We start from the raw sequence: 16,689 nt of genomic DNA, 5'->3' as shown, positions 1-16,689 counted from the left end.
ACGGCGCATTCGGGGGCGCTGGTGGTGAAACCCGTCCGCCCGCTTCGGGGGGCGCACCCGGGAGCGTGAGGGGCCGGCGGGAGCCGCCCCGGTCAGTCCGCGGGCGGCTCCTCCTCGTCCCCTTCGTCGAGCAGGCGCAGGCGGAAGGCACGGCCCGGGAGCCGCTCCACCTCCCAGCGGTCCGGTCGGCCCGCGGAGGGCAGCTCGGCGTCCGTGGCGGACAGGAAGCGCACGTCGTCGAAGCGCACCCGGCCCGTGAAGGCGGCGGCGTCGAAGGCGACCGGGCCCTCGAACACGGTCCCGTCGGCCACCAGACCGTCCTCCCATGACGCGTGCGAGAAGGTCGCGGCTTCCTCGAAGACCGCCCGGCTGAGCCCGGTCGGCCCCCGGAAGGCGGTACCGGTGAAGTCCGCCGACCCGGCCGCCCGGACCCCGTCCAGGTCCGCCGCGTCCTCCAGGACCGCCCGGGCGAAGGAGACCTCGGCGAGGAAGGCGGCGTCGGTGAAGCCCGCCGCGCCACCGAAGACCGCGCCCCGGAACCTGGCCGGCCGGCCGAAGCGGCTCCGGTCGAACGCGGCGGTGCGCTCGAAGACCGCGCCGTCGAAGAAGGCCCGTCCCTCGAAGGCCGCCTCGTGGAACAGCGCCCGCCCCGCGAAGGCCGCCCGGTCGAAGGAGACCCGGCCCGAGAACTCGGCGCCCCGCGCGTTCCAGCCGTCCACGAACCGCGCCCGGCCGAACTCGGCCCGCCCGAGCCGTACGCGCCGGGTGCCCGGTTCCCGTACGGCGTCCAGGACCCGCTGGAGCAGCCGGTGCTCGAAGGTCGTGCCCCGCAGGTCCACCGGCGACCCGGGGCCGAGCGTCGCGAGGAACGCCTCCTGCTCGGCGTGGCCGAGGTGGGCCAGGCAGCGGCCGTAGCCCGGCGGACGGATCCCGAGGCATCCGGGCGCCTCGGAGGAGGAGGCGAGCCCGCAGTGCGGCCACTCCGGGCCCGTGTCGCGCAGCCGGGCGGCCTCGGCGAACGCGCGGCCCAGCTCGCCGGGGTCACCGACGCACAGCCAGCCCCCGGCCCCGCCGGCCAGGGGCACGAGGGCGGCCCGTACGGCGGGCGGGAGCAGGCTCCGCAGGTCCCGGTACAGGGCGGGGGACAGGACGAGGTGGAGCGGAAGGGAGCGCGGTACGGGCCACGGCCGCCGCCGGAACTCCGGGACCTCGGCCAGGCGCACCGCCTCCGCCCGCTCCAGCCCGCCGGGGCGGTCCGCCTCCTCGTCGGGCCGGCCCGGGCCCGCGCCGACGGTCACCCCGAGGGGGGTCGGCAGGGGCGGTGACGACGCTGCCGCCCGCTCCAGCCGTCGCGGCAGTTCGGACAGCAGCCGACCGGCCTCCGCCAGGGCTGCCGGCGCGTCCACCGTGACCAGCAACTCCGACGGGGTGTCCGTCTCGATGACCTGCCCGCTCACCTCGGTGTCGAGCAGCAGCTTCCGGAACAGGACGGCGAGCGGACGCGTCCCGCCGGTCGTCCGCGCTCCCGCCCCCGGGCGGGCCGTCACCACCAGGGAGACCGCCTCCTCCCTCTCCCCCGGCCCCGGCGCCGTCGTGTGCGCGTCCAGGACCGCCCGGAAGCCGGGCTGCTCCAGCAGGGCGTGGCCCGACAGGAACACCATCCGGTCGGGCCAGACCCCGTGCACGACCCCGAGCAGCCTCCCGTCGCGGGAGACGGGTCCGCCCCGGTAGTGCGTCCAGCCGTCCGGCTCGGCGGACAGCCGGACGAGCTCGCCGTTGCGGGCCCGCTCGTACGGCGCCACCTCGGCCGTCAGCGCCACCGCCCCGCCCTGGTCCGGACACCCGTCGACGCGGACCCGCTCCGGGCCCTGCGGCGGCTCCGCCCAGGGCAGCGGATCGGGCCAGGTCCCCGGGTCCACCAGGTCCCGGTCCGCCACCAGCAGGAACACCCGCGGGGACGCGTCGTCCCACCACGCGGGGTGGCAGAGCGCCTCCCGGTGGCCCGCCCGGACCCAGGCGACCGCGTTCGACCCGAGCCGGTCGTCCCCGACCGTGAGCACCAGCCGGGGCGTCAGCAGCGTGCCGACCTCCTGGGACTCCCGCGCCGGTTCGAAGCGGACCCGTACGACGCGCGCCCCGAGTCCCGGATCCGGCGGGGGCACCGTGTCCGGCTCCGGCCCCGGCCTCGCCGCGAACGGCAGTGCCCCCTCGGCCACGGGTCTGCGGCCCGGCTGCCCCGCCGTGACCCGGGTCGCGGAGAAGTCCGGGCCGCCGCCCCGGTTGCGGGACATGAACTCCCAGACCCGGTGGCGCACCAGTTCCCGTACGGCGGCCACGTCGCCGCGCAGCTGCGATCCGAGCAGGGCCTCCCGTACGCCGGGCCGGAACTCGAACTCCGTCTCGTCCGGCGGTTGTTCGGCGGTCCAGGGCGCGAAGAGACCACCGAGGGCGACCTCGGCCAGGTGGCCGTGCTCCGCGTCGTGCAGCAGGGAGCGCCGGACCAGGGTCATGACGGGCAGGGTCAGCGGTACGGCGGCCAAGTGGGCGGCGAGCTGCTGGGCGGTCGGGGAGGCGCTCGCACGGAACCGCTCCACCGCCTCCAGCCCGTCATGACCCTGGTCCGGCGCGTCGCCCGGCACGTCGTCCGGCATATCGGCTCCGGCGTCGGCCCGCGGCGGCGCGCCCCGCTCCGCGTCCAGCCGCAGGCAGGCCAGGCGCCGCCACCGCCCGTCCCCGGACACCACGCGCACCAGCCGGCCCAGGCTCCCCGGTGCGAGCCCGACCACCGGGACCACGACCGCCGGCGCCACGACCGCCGCGCCGTGCCCGCGCCCCGACCGGTCCCGGGCACCGGCGGTACGGACGCCGGCGCCCGTACGGGCGGTACGGGCGCCGGCGCCGCGGGCCCGGCGGACGACCGGGATCCGCTGCCAGGCACGGGTGGCGGCGGCGGGCCGGTCCGCGCGCAGGGCGAACGGGACGGGCTCGACCGCCCCGCGCGTCCACAGCCGTTCGGGCAGCACGTTCAGCACGGCCACCGCGTTGTGCGCGCACCACTGCCGCAGCACGTCCTGCACCGGGGCCTGCCGCCAGCCGCCCGCGACGGTGTCGGAGAGTACGAGGATCAGCCGGCGCCCCGCCGGGTCGGCCAGCTCCGCGGGACGGCGGGGCGGACCTCCCCGGCCGTGGCGCACCGTCGGGGTGCCGCCGGGTCCGGTGCCGGTCAGCTGCCAGGTGCGTACGTCGCGGAACACCCCGCTGCGGGTCAGCACCCGGCGCAGTTCGTCCACCAGGTCGGCCCAGAGCAGCATGGAGTGGTGGCCGTCGACGACCAGGGCGAGGTCCAGCCAGCGGCTCTCGGCGGGGCGCAGGACCGGGGTCGGCACCATCCGCTCGATGCTGCGTTCCACCGTGAGCTGCTCGTCCAACGCGTCCCCCGGCCCGCCGATGGAGCGGCGGCCGAGCGGGCGCAGGGCGCGCATCAGGCCGAGCGGGTCGTCGAGGGCGGCCGTGCGGGGCAGCCGCAGGGGCGTACCGCGGCGGCCGCCGCCGGTGTCCGCCGGCTTTCCCGCCGGGCCGCGCACGGTGTTCGGGAAGAGCTCCACGGCCGGTTCCCCCGGGGTCCGTCCGGTCGGCGGCCACGTCGGCGGCGGCACGGGTCCGCGGTCGGGCGGCGGTCCGGGCCCGGCCGCGGGATCGGCCGCCGGGTCGGCGGGGGCGGACGCCCGGCCCCCGGCGGGATCGACCCGGGCCGCGAGCCACAGGATGTCGGCGATCTCCTCCGCCCCGATCGCCGGGCTCGGCCCGCCGTCCCCGTCACCGTCCCCGTTACCGGGGACGGCGCCGGCGAGGGCGGCGATCAGCCTCTCGATCACGCCGTGGGCCCGGTCAGGTGCTGCATGACGGTGGAGAGGAACCGGTCGCGGTCCGCGGGGGCCGACCAGGCTCCCGCGAGCCGGAGCTGGATGGCGTTGAGGAGCTGGTCGGTGGCCAGGTCCCCGTCCTCCGCGCGTTCGAGGAAGCTCCTGACCAGCTCCTGGTACTCCTCGACCTCCTCGATGTCGACGCCGAGGCGGCGGCGGACGATCCGGGCGAGCTTCTCCGGCCCCGGGGGCTCCAGGTGGAGGCGGACGCAGCGGCGCAGGAAGGCGGGCGGGAAGTCGCGCTCCCCGTTGCTCGTGAGGACGACGACCGGGAAGTAGCGGCACTGGACGCGGCCCTGGGTGATGCGTACGGCGGCTTCGGGGTCGTCGTCGGTGCCGATGGCGACGGTGGGGTCCTCCTGGGCGAGGCGGGCGAGTTCGGGGATGTCGAATCCGCCGTCCTCGAACACGGTGAGGAGGTCGCCGGGCAGGTCGATGTCGCTCTTGTCGATCTCGTCCACGAGCAGGACGCGCGGCCGGTCCTGCGGCAGCAGGGCGGTACCGAGCGGTCCGAGCCGCAGGTAGCGGGAGATCGACGGGGCGGGGGCGGGAGCGTCCGGCGGGGCGACCCCCGACGCCGCGCCCGGGACCACGGCCGCCGCCGCGCCCGGCGTGCGCAGCTGCTCCAGCCCGGCCTCCTGGAGCCGCCCGATGGCGTCGTACAGGTACAGCCCGTCCCGCAGTACGGTCCGGCTGGTGATCGGCCAGTGCAGGACGGGCCCGAGCCCCAGGTCCGCCGCGATGCTGTAGGCGAGGGTGGACTTGCCGACGCCCGGCTTCCCGGTGATCAGCAGCGGCCTGCGCAGGTGCAGGGCCGTGTTGACGACGTCCTTCTCCTGCTCGCCGGGTACGTAGCCCTCCCCGCGCCGCCGGGTGCGTTCCCACGCCGGCCCCGCGCACCCGGGCGGCGCGTAGCGGGTGTCGGGCGTGCCGGTGAAGTCCCGCCAGGGCGGCGGGGATACGCCTTCCAGACGGGCGCAGCGGTCCGCGCCCGCGCCGGTGCCGTGGTACAGCCACCAGTCCTTCGCCACTGCCTCTGCCTCCATCGTCGGTGTCGCCGTCTGTCAGTGGTCGGGAGGGGAACGGGCTCGGAAAGGCCCCGGGCGGGGGGCGGGCGCCGGGCTCAGGTCAGGGAGCGCAGGCCCGGCACGTCGTCGGGATCGTCCCACAGCAGCACCAACCGGTCTCCCCCCGCGACCGGTTGCCGGGCGCGCGCGGCGCCCGTGACCGCGCCGGCGGCCGCCCGGCGCACCTCCCGCACCCGCGCGGGCAGGCCGAGCACGTCCAGCGCGCCGGGGTCGGGGCGGCCGTCCGGTCCGGCCGGGGCGAGCAGGTCCAGCAGCGCGGGCTCCGGCACGCCGCCCCCGCGCCGCCACACCGCCACCGGCACTCCCCCCTCCAGTACCGCTTCCAGCAGCCCGTCATAGGGACCGGCGCGGGTGTGCGCCAGGACGCACGCGGGCGCCGGTCCGGCCGCCAGCTCCATGCCGAGGGTGTCGGTGACCTCGCCGTCCCCCACCACCCGGACGGCTTCGGGATGCCGGCCGCCCCGGGCGCACAGCCAGCGCCACGCGGTGTGCCACTCGGCCCGGGCGCCGGCCCGTTCCTGCGGGCACCGGACCACCACCTGGTACAGCAGGCCGAGCGCGCGGACCCGGCCGCCGGGCCCGCGCGGCACCGGCCACAGGTCGAACTCGGCCTCCAGCAGCTCGTACGGCACGTGGAACTCGATCCGGTCCACCGCGCCGTACGACGGCCGTTGCGGCGCGGTGTCGTCCGGCGGCCCCGACCCCTCGCCGATCAGGTCGAGTTGCCGCACCAGCTCCTCGCGTACGACGTCCAGTGCGACCGGGGCGCGCTCCGATTCCCAGACGTGGTCGGCCCGTGCGCCCCGCAGCCAGATGCGGGCCAGGTACCCGTCCTCGCCGGACGGCGGCACCTCCAGCCGGACGTGCACGGCCGTCCTGCGCGGCGCGGGCGGTGGCGGCGCCAGCACGGGCAGCGCGAGCCGGTGGCGCGTGGCGTCCACCCAGTCCCGCAGCCGCAGCGCCCACGCCGCGTGGCCCGCCTCGGCGGCCCGGTCCGCGAGGCAGCGTACGAAGGGCACGGCGAGGGGCATCCCGCTCCGGCCGCCCTGGCGTTCGTCGAGGTCCTGGACCACCTCCAGCAGGGTGTCCCCGGGCAGGCCGGCGCCCACCGGAGCGGCGCAGCCCGCCGCCTTGAACGCCCAGGCGTAGGCCTCGTGGGCGCCGCGCGGCAGTTCGCGGCCCTCGAAGAGGGCACCGAGCTCGTCCCAGGCCCGCTGGTCGAGCCGGGCCGGCCGGGGGGCGGCGCCGGGCAGGCCGTCGTCGAGGAAGGAGCAGGAGTCCCAGTCCCGGTCCACCACGAACTGCGGCAGCTGCCAGCCCTCGCCGCGCTCGCGCAGTTCCCGGAAGGTGCGGTGGATGCTGCGGGCGGCGCCGGCGAGCCCGGTGACGCCCTCCCGTACGGACCGCTCCCCGAGTTCGCCGAGCAGCGCCTCCGTGAACCGGCCGGCGCCCCGCTCGGCGTCGTTCTGCGCGGCCTCGCCCTCGCGGGAGGCGTACAGCCGGAACTGGCGGCGCCCCGGCACCGCGTTCCCACCGCCGTAGTCGATGGCGCCGAAATTCCACCGGCTGTCGCGCGGCGCGTCGACCCGGCAGGAGTCCACGAGGGCGGCCTGGAGCGGGAACCGCCGCTGCTTGACGAGGTCGGTGCGCCACCAGCGCAGCGCGGAGTCGAGGTTGAGGTGGCGGATCTGACCGGGGCGGGCGTCGGCACAGGGCAGCATCAGCTCCTGCCGGGGGCCGAGGTAGCCGTGCCCGGCCCAGAAGATCCAGAGCAGGTCCCCGTCGCACTGGGGCAGTTCGTCGAGCAGCGCGGACTTGACGTTCTCCTCGGTCGCCGGCCGGTACGCCGTCCGCAGCGCTGCCATGGCCGGGGAGTCCGGCCACTCCAGCGCCTCCGGCCCGTCGAGCGGGGACAGCAGCAGCCGTACGTTGCCGGCCGGAACCTCCCCGGGCCCGGTCAGCCACCGGGCGAAGCGCAGGGCGTCGCGGGCCGGGCCGCGCAGGTTCCACCGATGGCTGATGTCGTACCGCTCGACACCGGCGACGAGCGCGAAGGTGCGCCCCGGTCCGAGGCCCGGGGGCAGCAGGCCGGGGGACGTCACCCTATCTCCGCTTCGGCCACCGCCTCCTCGATCCGCCGGTAGAGGGAGGGCTGTTTCCAGTACGCGCTGTGGCAGGCGGGGAAGGGCTGCCGGCTGCCGATCTCGTGGTCGCTGATCCGTTCGTCGCCGGGGAAGACGGGTGCGGCGAGGTAGGAGAGGACGTCCTGGCGGTCGTAGACGTTGAGCCAGCGCGGGAAGCCGTACGGGAGCTTCGCGCCGGGGGCGAGCGCGGTCAGCGCGCCGAGCTCGTAGAGGAAGGGGGCCTGCGAGCCGACCGTGACGAGCAGGGCGGCGCCGGGGACGGGCTCGCCCCGGGCGGCGGCCAGGGCGAGGAGGTCGACCAGGGCGATCCCGCCGAGGCTGTGGCCGATGAGGACGGTCGGCCCCGGTGCGGCGGTGATCCGGGCGTGCAGGAAGTCCCGCAGGTCGTGGCCCCGGGCCTGGTAGCGCAGGATGTCGCCGAGCGCGGGGGTGGCGCCGACCGTGAGCGAGCCGCGCCAGGCGTTGAGCAGGGGCTGCGTGGTGACCCGCTGGGCGAGTCGCCCCAGGACCGCCGCCACGCGGGCGCCGGGGACCCGGGCGTCGCCGCCGAGGCGGGTGACGAGCAGTTCGACGAGGCGGTCCCGTTCGGCGCCGGTGCAGTCGGCGTCGGCGCCCGCGGCGGCGAGGGCGGCGGCGGTCACGGCGCGGGCCAGGGCGGTGGCCAGCTCCCGCGCCTGCGGGTCCCCGGTGGCGCGCGCACCGGCGCGGTCCGCCTCGGCGGAGCAGGCGGTGGAGTGCAGGGCGGCCGGGAAGCCGGCGGCGAGGCCGGTCCCGTGCAGCAGGGCGGCGAGCTCGCCGTCGGTCGCGTCCGGCACGGGCGGCAGTGCGGCCAGGAGTTCGAGCACACGGGCGCCGGCGGACCGGACGCCGGGCATCGCGAAGCCGTCGTCGTAGGCGCTACCGAAGCCGTCCGCGGAACCGTCGCCGTCCTCGTCGCCGCCCTCGTCGCCGCCGGCGGGTCCGGGCGGCCCGGTCTCCCAGCCCGCCTCCGCCAGCACCCGTAACTCGCACAGCGGATCGGCGACCAGGAGAGCCCACTCCGCCGTCTCGGCGTCCACCGGATCGGGCAGCGGCCGCAGGCCCGGTACGGACCGGCCCCCCGCGCCGAGGGTCGCCCCGAACCGGTCCCCCCAGTAGCAGGAGTCGACGTCCGCCCCGGGGAAGCGGGCCGCGAGCCGCTCCCGGACCAGCGCGAAGAGCGTGTCGTGCCGCTCGCGCCGCACGCCCGTACCGTGGACAAAGAGAAAACGCATCGCCGACACCGTCCCCCTCGTACAGTCGTCCCCGCTCGGCACCCTAGCGCCGCGCGGTCGACCGGGGGCCCGGAACGCCCGGTTCGGCGCCCCGGGGCCGCCACCGACGTGAGGGCGGCACACTCCAGCGGCACGGACGGATCGACGGTCGGTCAGGCCCAGCGGCAGCGCTGTTGCCTGCGCCGGTGCGACGCCGGTGCGACGCCGGTGCGACGCCGGTGCGCACCAGCAGGTCGCCGACGGGCGCGCTCGCGCCGTTGTTCGGTGCGGAGGTTCTCGGCGCCGCCCCTCGGTCGTCGCGCTACGCGCCCTGCCCGTCGGTGGCGTCCGCCTCCGTCTGTGCCTCTCCCTGTGCCTGCGCCTGTGCTTCCCCCTCCGCCTGCGCCGCCTTGGCGCGCCGGGTGACGACCGCGCCGGCCGCGAGCGCGCTGCCGGCGAAGGCCAGGGCGAGGGTCCACGGCTGGTCGAAAGTGTGACCGGTGGCGTGGTCCAGGGCGTACCGGCCCGCGCCCGCGAGCCCGATCGCGGCCGCGGTGAACCCGAGGAAGGCGGGGTACTCGAAGCCGCCGCCCTGCGCGAAGAACCCGGCGGGGGCGTGCACCGCCACCGCACCCGCCATCGCCCCGGCCGCCGCCGCCCCCGCGGCCGGCGTGGCCAGGCCCAGGATGAGCAGCGCCCCGCCGCCGGCCTCGCCCAGGCCGGCGGCGACGGCGCTCGGGCGTCCGGGCCGGTAGCCCATCTGCTCCATGGCGGCCGCCGTCTTCTCCAGGCCCGCCCCGCCGAACCAGCCGAAGAGCTTCTGCGTCCCGTGCGCCACCAGCACCGCCCCGGTACCGGTCCGCAGGGCGAGCAGGGCGAGGTCACGTCGGTTGATGCGGGTCATCGAGGTCTCCCGGTGAGTGGGCCCGGCCGGAGCCGGCGCGGAGGGGTCCGCTCATACGTATCCGCTCCGGCCGCCGCGGCCCCCCGCCCGCCGCAAGATCCGCCGGACGGGGCACGGGCGGACCACCGGGCGGACGACACGGCGACGGCGGGACGGCCGCGGGGCAGCGGACCGCGGGCCTTCGCGCCCCGCGGGCTCGCGCGTTCGCGGCCCGCGTGCTCGCGGGCCCTTGCGTGAGCCGGCCGTGGCCCGCGGGACCTGCGCCCCCCGGCCCGTACGGCGAAGGCCGCCCTCCCCGGGATCGCGGGAGGCGGCCTGCGGCGCGGGTACGGCCGGCGGGGGTCTCAGTAGGCCGGGCGCCGGAAGTAGTCGCCGGCCTTGGCCAGGCCGACGACGATCCAGATGCCGAGACCGAGGCCGATCGCGGCCATCATCACGCCGAAGACGGAGGTGCCGACCGGCGCGTGGGTCTCGGCGCCGAGGGCGGCCAGGTTGGCGAGGAGGCTGAAACCGCCGCCGAGGGCCTGGAGCGAGCCGTAGATGATGCCGGAGACGCGGACCCCGCCCCGGCCCTTGCTCATCTTGGCGGCCGTCAGGATCGGCCACGTGGACAGGCCGAGGAGGAGGACGCCCAGGATCACGAACACGACGGCGAGGACGGAGCCCACGTCCTGCGCCGTGGAGCTGGAGGAGCCGGAGAAGAGCGAGGCGAAGAGCGCGCCGCCGACGGAGACGGCCAGACCGCCCAGGATCTGCAGGCCGCCCAGGACGAAGAGGATGACGCGGGCGGCCTTCGCACCGCCGGGCATCTCGACCTGGCCGCCCGGGTATCCGGCGCCGGGGTACCCCGGCGGCCCGCCGGGGTACGCGGGCGGTGCGCCGGGGTAGCCGGCCGGCGCGCCCGGGTACCCCTGCTGCTGCGGGTACGCGTAACCGCCCTGCGGCGGGACGCCCTGCGGGGCCTGCTGCGGGTATCCGTAGCCGGGTTGGCCCTGCGGGGGCTGCTGCCCGTAGGGGTTGTTCGGGTCGCCGAAGCTCATCTCGGGGTGTTCCTCCGTGGCAGTGCGGGGACGCACGGCAGCACGTCCGGAGGACTGCGTGTTCCCCGCCGCCCCCGGTACTGCCCGCGGCACTCTTCACCGCATCGTCGTCCGCCCGGCCGCGGCTTGTCCAGTTCACCGCTCCGGGCTCGCGAGTTGTGAGGACGGACACGTACGAAGTCCGGAACCCGGCCCGGCGCACCCTCATCGAACAGATGGGTCACAGGTGCGGGCGGGGCGGGAGTGCGACATGGTCGGCAGGGTTCACGGGCGGGCCGTACGGGTCCTCCTGCTCGTCGGCGTCTGCGCGCTGCTCGCCTGGGGCGGAGCGTACCTCTGGGAGCTGCGCGGCTACGTCGCCCACCTCTCCGGCGGGGATCCGGAAGCCGGCGTCTACCAGCAGGACCCGGAGCGCGCCGACCGGACCGCCTCCGCCGTGCTCGACGGGATCGTCCACGAGGACCCGGAACCGGCCACGGATTCGCGGGCCTTCGGCGCCGGCGGCGGCCCCGCCGACTGGCGGTCCGGCGGGTGGCGGCCTTCCGACCCCTTGGAGGCCCGGCCCGCCGCGCCCGAGCCCGCGATCGGCGCGCTGTTCTCCCCCGGCACCGACGCCGACTCCGACCACCACTGCTCGGGCGTCGTGGTCCACTCCCCCGGCGGCGACCTCGTCGCCACCGCCGCCCACTGCGTGTACCGGGCCGGCTTCCGCACGAACCTCGCCTTCGTGCCCGGCTACCGCGACGCGGTCGCACCGTACGGTGTCTGGGTGCCGACCCGGATCGACGTGGACCCCCGCTGGATCGAGGACCAGGACCCCGACCACGACGTCGCCTTCGTCCGGCTGCGCCGCCCCGGGTACCCCGGCCAGCGGCTGGAGGACGTCACCGGCGCCCCGACCATCGCCTTCCGCCCGCGACTGCCCCTCCCGGCGCGGGTCGTGGGCTATCCCAACGCCTCCGAGGAGCCGGTGGACTGCCGCAACACCGCCGTCGCGGCGGGACCGACGCAACTGCGGCTGGACTGCGCGGGCGTACCGGACGGCAGCAGCGGCGGACCGGTCCTGACCGACGGCCGCACCCTGATCGGGGTGGTCGGCGGCCGCGACGGCGGCGGCGACGAACGCACCTCGTACAGCGCCTACTTCGGTGACGACGTCCGGGCCCTGTACGAACGCGCCACCAAGAACCCGGACACCGCCGCCGTGTCAGGGCCGCGGCAGGGCCGGGTGGCCGGTGGCGGATGACCGCGCCCCGAAGCGTAGGGCCGCCTCACCGCTTCCCCGCGTCGCCGCGTCACCGCCTCAGCCGCCTCACCCGCCTGACCGGCTCTCGGGCGGGTCGTGGTGGGGCGGGTAGGCGGCCGTCGCCGGGGCGGCGGGCAAGCGCCACTTGGACAGGACGCGGAGCATCGTGGCCGGTGCGAGCAGCGTGTTCGGCGAGGCGGACAGCGACAGCACCCCGAAGAAGCGGTCGGCGATGGCCGGGTCCGTATTGGCGCCCACCATCACCCGTGACATATAGCGCTGCAGGAGCCGCGTCGTGCGGTCCGCCGGCGGGCCCTCCGTCTCCGGGTAGCGCATGTCCTCGCTGGTGGCGATCTGCCAGGCCACCTCGGCGGCGGCCGCGGCCCGGCGCTGGATCCGGCGCGCCGAGGCCGGGATGTCCGCCGCGTCCTCGGTACGGATCTCCCGGCGCAGCACGTCGGCGGCCAGGGCGGCCACCGTCATCCCGTGCCCGTACACGGGGTTGAACCGGCAGGCCGCGTCCCCGAGCACGACGAACCCGTCCGGCCAGCGGCCCATGCGCTCGTAGTGGCGCCGCTCGTTCGCGGTACCGCGGAAGCCGACGGGCGCGGAGAGGGGCGTGGCTCCGCGGATGGCGTCGTACAGGGCCGGGCTGCGCAGCCCGCGGGCGAAGCCGAGGAACTCCTCCTCCCGGGTGGGCGGCGCGTGCTCCCCGTTGCCGATCAGGGTCACCAGCCAGCGGTCGCCGTCCAGCGGGACGAGCACGCCTCCGCGCGGGCTGTCCGGGCGCCCCTGTACGTACATGCCGCGCCAGCTCGGCCGGGGGCCGGGTGGAACGGCGAAGTAGCGGCTGGAGTAGCCGAGTCGGGAGTCGTAGCGGGTGACCTCCGGCGCCGGGTAGCCGAGGGCGGCGAGCCAGGCGGGGGCCCTGGAGGACCGGCCGGTCGCGTCCACCACGAACCGTGCGGCGAGCGGCTCGGCGCCGCGCAGCTCCACGCCGGTCACCGAGCGCCCGTCCCGCCCGGCGACGAGCCCGGCGGCCAGGGATCCGCCGCGGATGCGGATGCGCCCGTCCCGCAGCACCTCCCGCCGTACGGTCCATTCGAGCAGTTCGCGGCTGCCGAGCAGGATCCGGGCGCCGGGCAGCGGGCGGAACCAGTCCGCCGGGCTCAGCCACAGGAAGTCCCTGGGCGAGTCCAGCAGCGCCGCCCCGCCGGCCCGGAGTCCGTCCGTGATGCCGGGCAGCAGCTCCTCCAGCAGCTCGACGCCCCGCGACCACAGCACGTGCACGTGCCGCGACTGCGGTACCCCGGGCCGGAACGCCGGACCGTCCTCGGGCAGTTCGTCCCGCTCGACCACGGTCACCCGCTCGAACCGCTCCGCGAGCACCCGGGCCGCGAGCAGCCCGGCCAGGCCGGCCCCGAGGACCACGGCGTGGCGGTCGGCCGCCGGGTGGCCCTCCGGGCGGTTCCCCGGACGATCCTCGCGGTGGCTCTCCTGGCGGCTTTCCGGTCGGCTCTCCCGGTGGTTGTCCGTGTCGTCGTCGCCCATACCGCCGAGTCTGCGGTGCACGGAGCGTACGGATCAGGGCCCGTCCGGGGGCGCCCGGAGGCACCCCGGGGGCGCGTCAGCGCGGCAAGGACGCGTACGAGACCCCCGTGAGCTTCTCGGAGGCCGCCCAGAGCTGTTCGCCGGACCTGTCGTCGAGGGTCCACTTCGCCCGCCAGGAACGGACGGGCGCACCGCGCCAGCCGAACCGCGGGCCGACGAACGTGTCCGGCCGGACCCCCGGAGCGGTGGCCGCGTACAGGGTGGGCAGCGCACCCGTGGCGGCGGGCTGGGCGACGATCGCGTTGCCGAAGGCGGCCACCCGCGAGTTGAGGCTCGGGCCCTCCAGCCGCGACGCCCCGGCGTGCAGGTTGCTGGACGCGTAGCCGGGGTGCGCGGCGGCGGCGACGATCGTGGAGCCGGCGGCGGCGAAGCGCCGGGACAACTCGTGGGTGAAGAGGAGGTTGGCGGTCTTGGAGCGCCCGTACGCGACCCAGCGCCGGTAGCCCTGTTCGGACGCCAGGTCGTCCAGGTCGATGTCGCCGAGGACGTGGAAGCCGCTGGAGACGTTGACGATCCGCGCCCCGGGCGGGGCGGCCCGCAGCTTCGGGAGCAGCAGCCCGGTCAGGGCGAAGTGCCCGAGGTGGTTGACCCCGAACTGCGTCTCGAACCCGTCGGCGGTCCGCCCGTACGGCAGGGCCATCACGCCGGCGTTGTTGACGAGCAGGTCGAGGGAGGCGTGCCGCTCCCCGTAGGCCTTCGCGAACTCCCTTACGGACGCCAGGTCGGCGAGGTCGAGCTCGGCGAACTCCACCTCCGCGGAAGGCACTTCCGTCCGGAGCCGGATCAAGGCCGCCCGGCCGCGCGCGGCGCTGCGACAGGCCAGCACCACGCAGGCGCCGCGCCGGGCGAGTTCACGGGCGGTGACGTAGCCGATCCCGCTGTTGGCTCCGGTGACGACCGCGGTCCGGCCGGTCTGGACGGGGATGTTCGCGGCGTTCCAGCCGGGCATGGCAGCTCCCTCGCGACGGGCGGATTACCTCTGGTAACTCCGGCAACCCTACTCGGGGCCGTTCGCCGCCGACACCAGCACGTCCCGGCCGCGACCCGGACGTAGAGCACGCTCCGGCCCGCGCGCCGCCGCAGGACCAGCCCGGCGTCGAGCAGCACTTTGAGCTGCCCGGCCACCGCGCCGAGGCTCAGCCCGGTCAGCGCCACCAGTTGCGTGGTCGACTTCGGGCTCTCCAGCAGGACCAGCACCCTGGCCCGGACCGGCCCCAGCAGCCGGACCAGCGCCTGCGGCGCCCCGGCGGCCGGCTGGGCGAGCTGCCCCTCGCACGGGTACACCAGCGCGTGCCGGCGGGACCCCCTCCAGCCCAGTACACCTCGCCGGCCGTCGCGATCACCGCGCTGGCCGGTGCCTCCGTCCTGGTCACCCTGGCACTGGGGCCCGGCCTGCGCCCCAGTAGGCTGCGGGTCCGCCCCCGCATTCCCCTTCTCCCCTTCCCCGAGGTACCGCGCAGTGAGCTCCGCACCGCTCCCCCTCCCCGTGACGGTCGTCGGCCTCGGCGCCGACGGCTGGGCCGGGCTCGCCGCCGCCGCGCGGTCCGCGCTGGCCTCGGCCGAGGTGCTGATCGGCGGGCCGCGCCAGCTGGACCTGCTGCCCACCGGCGAGTGCCCCGGCGCCCGGGTGGCCTGGCCGAGCCCGCTGCTGCCGGCCGTACCGAAGCTGATGGCCGAGCACGCGGGCCGCCGGATCGCGGTACTGGCCAGCGGCGACCCGATGTTCTACGGGATCGGCCGGGCCCTGGCCCGGGAACTCGGACCGTCCTCCCTGCTCGTCCACCCGCACCCCTCGTCGGTGTCCTACGCCTGCGCGCGCCTGGGCTGGCCCGTCGAGGACACCGAGGTGGTCACGGTGGTCGGCCGCCCCGTCGCCCGGCTCTCGGCCGCCCTGTACGAAGGACGTCGGGTGCTGGTGCTGAGCGCGGGCGCGGGCTCCCCCGCCGAGATCGCCGCCCTGCTCCGAGAGCGCGGCTTCGGCCCGAGCCGGATGCGGGTGCTGGAACAGCTCGGCTCCGAGCGCGAGGAAGCGTACGAGGGCCTGGCGGACGGCTGGGACCGCGCCCCCGGCGATCCGCTGAACGTCGTGGCCGTGGAGTGCGTACGGGATGCCGCCGCCGGTCCCCCGCGCCTGGGCGCGACCCCGGGCCTGCCGGACACCGCGTACGAGCACGACGGGCAGCTCACCAAGCGCCACGTGCGGGCCGCGACCCTGTGCGCGCTGGCCCCGGCCCCCGGTGAGCTGCTGTGGGACATCGGCGGCGGCTCCGGTTCCATCGGCATCGAGTGGATGCGTACCCACCCCTCCTGCCGGGCGGTCACCGTGGAACGCGTACCGGACCGGGCCGCGCGGATCGGCCGCAACGCGGCGGCGCTCGGCGTACCGGGCCTGCACGTGGTCGTCGGCGCGGCGCCAGCGGCCCTGGCCGGACTCCCCGCCCCCGACGCCGTGTTCATCGGCGGCGGGCTGACCGCGCCGGGGCTGCTGGACGCGGCCTGGGACGCGCTGGGTCCCGGCGGCAGACTCGTGGTCAACACCGTCACCCTGGAGTCGGAAGCGGTGCTCACCGAGCGCTACCGGCGGCACGGGGGCGAGCTGGTGAAGCTCGCCGTCGCGCACGCCGTGCCGGTCGGCGGTTTCACGGGCTGGCGGCAGGCGATGCCGGTCACCCAGTGGTCAGTGACGAAGGAGAAGAACCAGACATGACCGTGTACTTCATCGGTGCGGGCCCCGGCGCCGCCGACCTGATCACGGTGCGCGGTGCCCGGACCCTGGCCGCCGCCCCGGTCTGCCTGTACGCGGGCAGCCTCGTGCCGCGCGAGCTGCTGGCGCAGTGCCCGGCGGACGCGCGCCTCGTCGACACCGCGCAGCTGAACCTGGACGAGATCGTCGCCGAGTGCGTACGGGCCCACGCGGCGGGCCAGGACGTGGCGCGGTTGCACTCGGGCGACCCGTCGATCTTCAGTGCGGTGGCGGAGCAGATGCGGCGGCTCGACGCGGCCGGCATCCCGTACGAGGTCGTCCCGGGCGTCCCGGCCTTCGCCGCGGCGGCGGCCGCGCTGAAGCGGGAGCTGACCGTGCCCACCGTCGGGCAGACCGTGATCCTGACCCGGATCGCCCAGCAGGCCACCCCCATGCCGCCCGGCGAGGACCTGGCCACGCTGGGCCGCAGCGGCGCGCTGCTGGTGCTGCACCTGGCCACCCGCTACGTGGACCGTGTGGTGGACGAACTGCTGCCGCACTACGGGGCCCAGTGCCCGGCGGCGGTGGTGGCGATGGCCAGCCGGCCCGACGAGCTGGTCCTGCGCGGCACCCTGAGCGACATCGCCGCACAGGTGAAGGAGGCCGGCCTGGTCCGCACCGCGGTCATCCTGGTGGGCCGCACGCTGGGTGCCGAGCAGTTCCGGGACAGCCACCTGTACTCCCCCGAGCGCGACCGGCATGCCTGCTGAACGGGGCCCCCGCGACGCCCCGGACGGGCACGCCCGGGGCGGACACGG

Annotated in this window: 11 protein-coding genes and 1 pseudogene; 3 read left to right on the top strand and 9 right to left on the bottom strand. The window is 76.7% G+C overall.

The window, feature by feature from the left end:
* Positions 1–92: 92 nt before the first annotated feature.
* From ACWFQ8_RS04325 to ACWFQ8_RS04300, 6 genes are all read right to left on the bottom strand, one after another.
* Positions 93–3,875 (bottom strand): SAV_2336 N-terminal domain-related protein, encoded by a 3,783-nt coding sequence (locus ACWFQ8_RS04325; protein WP_453784656.1) that lies wholly within the window; start codon positions 3,873–3,875, stop codon positions 93–95.
* Positions 3,872–4,969 carry an AAA family ATPase gene (locus ACWFQ8_RS04320; protein ID WP_453784655.1) on the bottom strand — a complete coding sequence of 366 codons (1,098 nt, stop codon included), beginning with the start codon at positions 4,967–4,969 and terminating at the stop codon, positions 3,872–3,874. The genes ACWFQ8_RS04325 and ACWFQ8_RS04320 overlap by 4 nt, the downstream gene beginning before the upstream one ends.
* A gap of 77 nt (positions 4,970–5,046) precedes the next feature.
* Positions 5,047–7,113, bottom strand: coding sequence for a VMAP-C domain-containing protein (locus ACWFQ8_RS04315; protein ID WP_453784654.1), 2,067 nt, complete (start codon positions 7,111–7,113; stop codon positions 5,047–5,049).
* Complete coding sequence (locus ACWFQ8_RS04310) at positions 7,110–8,408, bottom strand: hypothetical protein (protein WP_453784653.1); 1,299 nt, start codon at positions 8,406–8,408, stop codon at positions 7,110–7,112. Before ACWFQ8_RS04310 ends, ACWFQ8_RS04315 begins: the two co-directional genes overlap by 4 nt.
* 301 nt (positions 8,409–8,709) lie before the next feature.
* Positions 8,710–9,291 (bottom strand): DoxX family membrane protein, encoded by a 582-nt coding sequence (locus tag ACWFQ8_RS04305; protein ID WP_453784652.1) that lies wholly within the window; start codon positions 9,289–9,291, stop codon positions 8,710–8,712.
* A 344-nt stretch (positions 9,292–9,635) separates the two neighbouring features.
* The gene (locus ACWFQ8_RS04300) at positions 9,636–10,331 is read right to left on the bottom strand and encodes a hypothetical protein (protein ID WP_453784651.1); all 696 of its coding nucleotides are present in this window, start codon (positions 10,329–10,331) and stop codon (positions 9,636–9,638) included.
* A 250-nt stretch (positions 10,332–10,581) separates the two neighbouring features.
* Here ACWFQ8_RS04300 and ACWFQ8_RS04295 point away from each other — a divergent pair, with 250 nt between their 5' ends.
* Positions 10,582–11,577, top strand: coding sequence for a trypsin-like serine peptidase (locus tag ACWFQ8_RS04295; protein WP_453784650.1), 996 nt, complete (start codon positions 10,582–10,584; stop codon positions 11,575–11,577).
* A gap of 66 nt (positions 11,578–11,643) precedes the next feature.
* Here ACWFQ8_RS04295 and ACWFQ8_RS04290 read toward each other — a convergent pair whose 3' ends face one another.
* The 3 genes and pseudogenes from ACWFQ8_RS04290 to ACWFQ8_RS04280 form a co-directional block, all read right to left on the bottom strand.
* Complete coding sequence (locus ACWFQ8_RS04290) at positions 11,644–13,128, bottom strand: NAD(P)/FAD-dependent oxidoreductase (RefSeq protein ID WP_453784649.1); 1,485 nt, start codon at positions 13,126–13,128, stop codon at positions 11,644–11,646.
* Between the two features lie 76 nt (positions 13,129–13,204).
* The gene (locus ACWFQ8_RS04285) at positions 13,205–14,137 is read right to left on the bottom strand and encodes an oxidoreductase (RefSeq protein WP_453784648.1); all 933 of its coding nucleotides are present in this window, start codon (positions 14,135–14,137) and stop codon (positions 13,205–13,207) included.
* A gap of 146 nt (positions 14,138–14,283) precedes the next feature.
* Positions 14,284–14,385: pseudogene (locus ACWFQ8_RS04280) on the bottom strand (transcriptional regulator); the annotation flags it as partial.
* A 262-nt stretch (positions 14,386–14,647) separates the two neighbouring features.
* Here ACWFQ8_RS04280 and cbiE point away from each other — a divergent pair.
* Together cbiE and cobM are read left to right on the top strand one after the other, a co-directional pair.
* On the top strand, positions 14,648–15,895 hold the full coding sequence (gene cbiE / locus ACWFQ8_RS04275; RefSeq protein WP_453784647.1) for a precorrin-6y C5,15-methyltransferase (decarboxylating) subunit CbiE: 1,248 nt from the start codon (positions 14,648–14,650) through the stop codon (positions 15,893–15,895).
* Entirely contained in the window at positions 15,892–16,641 is a 750-nt protein-coding gene (gene cobM, locus ACWFQ8_RS04270; protein ID WP_453784646.1) for a precorrin-4 C(11)-methyltransferase, read from the top strand. The genes cbiE and cobM overlap by 4 nt, the downstream gene beginning before the upstream one ends.
* Positions 16,642–16,689: the final 48 nt, after the last annotated feature.

The organism is Streptomyces sp. NPDC055254 (genome assembly GCF_053606025.1).
Note: the sequence above shows the minus strand (reverse complement) of the source record. Positions and strands in the feature narration are given on the sequence as shown.